Origin of the sequence: Sphaerospermopsis reniformis, assembly GCF_005402885.1 — a bacterium.
In the GTDB taxonomy this organism is placed as follows: domain Bacteria; phylum Cyanobacteriota; class Cyanobacteriia; order Cyanobacteriales; family Nostocaceae; genus Sphaerospermopsis; species Sphaerospermopsis kisseleviana.
This window is the reverse complement of record NZ_BJCE01000485.1, coordinates 1-1,257: the sequence shown is the minus strand read 5'-3', so window position 1 is coordinate 1,257 and position 1,257 is coordinate 1. Positions and strand designations below refer to the sequence as shown.

The 1,257-nt window shown below is 34.1% G+C and carries 3 protein-coding genes; all 3 read left to right on the top strand.

Features of this window, described 5'->3' with window-relative positions; genetic code table 11:
- On the top strand, positions 1-124 hold a 124-nt coding region (locus FFR48_RS30695; RefSeq protein WP_371851495.1), incomplete at its 5' end, for a hypothetical protein.
- Between the two features lie 180 nt (positions 125-304).
- Positions 305-703 carry a four helix bundle protein gene (locus FFR48_RS27900; RefSeq protein ID WP_006277079.1) on the top strand — a complete coding sequence of 133 codons (399 nt, stop codon included), beginning with the start codon at positions 305-307 and terminating at the stop codon, positions 701-703.
- Positions 704-732: 29 nt separating this feature from the next.
- Positions 733-1,155 (top strand): hypothetical protein, encoded by a 423-nt coding sequence (locus FFR48_RS27895; RefSeq protein WP_236104231.1) that lies wholly within the window; start codon positions 733-735, stop codon positions 1,153-1,155.
- The last annotated feature ends 102 nt before the right edge of the window (positions 1,156-1,257 follow it).

Here is a 1,257-nt window from a genome sequence, read left to right as displayed (position 1 = left end):
GTTAAAAGTTGTAACAAAACTACGAGAGGAAGGACTTAGTATTAAGGAAATTGCTAAATCTTTAGAATTAGATTTAGAGGATGTCAGAAAAGTTGTAGATGAACAAGAAATGAATCATAAGTAATTTCCTAGTTTTTATTTTGTCTATTTATTTGAAAATTAAGAACTAGGAAAATCTCATTAGGTAATTCGTAATTCGTAATTCGTAATTCGTAATTCGTAATTCGTAATTCGTAATTCGTAATTCGTAATTCGTAATTCGTGGTTCGTAATTCGTAATTTAAGAAAGAAGAAGCAAGGGAGGATGTTAAAGGTGACAAACACAAATGCAAATGTAAATATCAAAACCAACAATCATATCACGATTACAGATAGAACAAAACAATTTGCTATTAGAATTATTAAGGCTTGTTACTTTCTTGATGAAAAATCAGGAGTTTATCGGACAATATCTAAACAATTACTTCGTTCTGGTACTTCCATTGGTGCAAATGTTAGAGAATCTCAATCCGCTCAATCTGATAAAGACTTTATTCATAAATTAGAAATAGCTCTTAAAGAAGCTAGAGAAACTCAATATTGGTTAGAAATATTAATAGAATCAGAGTTGGTGAGTAAACCAAAATTTACTTCTCTTCTCCAAGAAGCTAACGAAATTGGGAAAATCTTGGTCGCTTCTACCAAAAAACTCAAAGAAAAATAATTACGAATTACGAATTACGAATTAAAACTATGATTGGCGTACAATTTGAAGGAAACTTACTCGCAGCAGATATTACCACTGAATTATTAACAGGTAATATCAAAGGACAAACATCGGCAGATTTTGGGTTATCGAAAACTGATAAACTTGAAGATGAAATTGCGATCGCCTGGGGTGATGTTAAAGCTTATTGGGTAGCATTCCAACGTCAATTAGAAAGGTTAAACCCTGAAGATACTGCTACCAGCGTTACCCGTGAAATGTGGGCTGTTCCTTTGTTACGTAGTCTTGGTTATATCCCCGTATATACCCCGAAAGCTGAGGTAGTGGAGGGACAAACCTATGCTATCTCCCATCGTGCAGTATTACCATCCGACTCTTCAATTACGAATTATCCCCCGATCCACATTATTGGTTGTCGTCTGGATATTAGACCTGTCCGAAATATATAACGGAAAAATGGTAGAACGGTAAATGGAAAATATACCGTGGTTCTACCAAAGATGAAAAATATTACCAATTATATACATATGTACCCAAAACGCGCTAGGGGT

Excerpts from the sequence above, each read along its gene's own strand:
- FFR48_RS27900 (WP_006277079.1), top strand. The coding sequence starts at position 305 with ATGTTAAAGGTGACAAACACAAATGCAAATGTAAATATCAAAACCAAC.
- FFR48_RS27895 (WP_236104231.1), top strand. The coding sequence starts at position 733 with ATGATTGGCGTACAATTTGAAGGAAACTTACTCGCAGCAGATATTACC.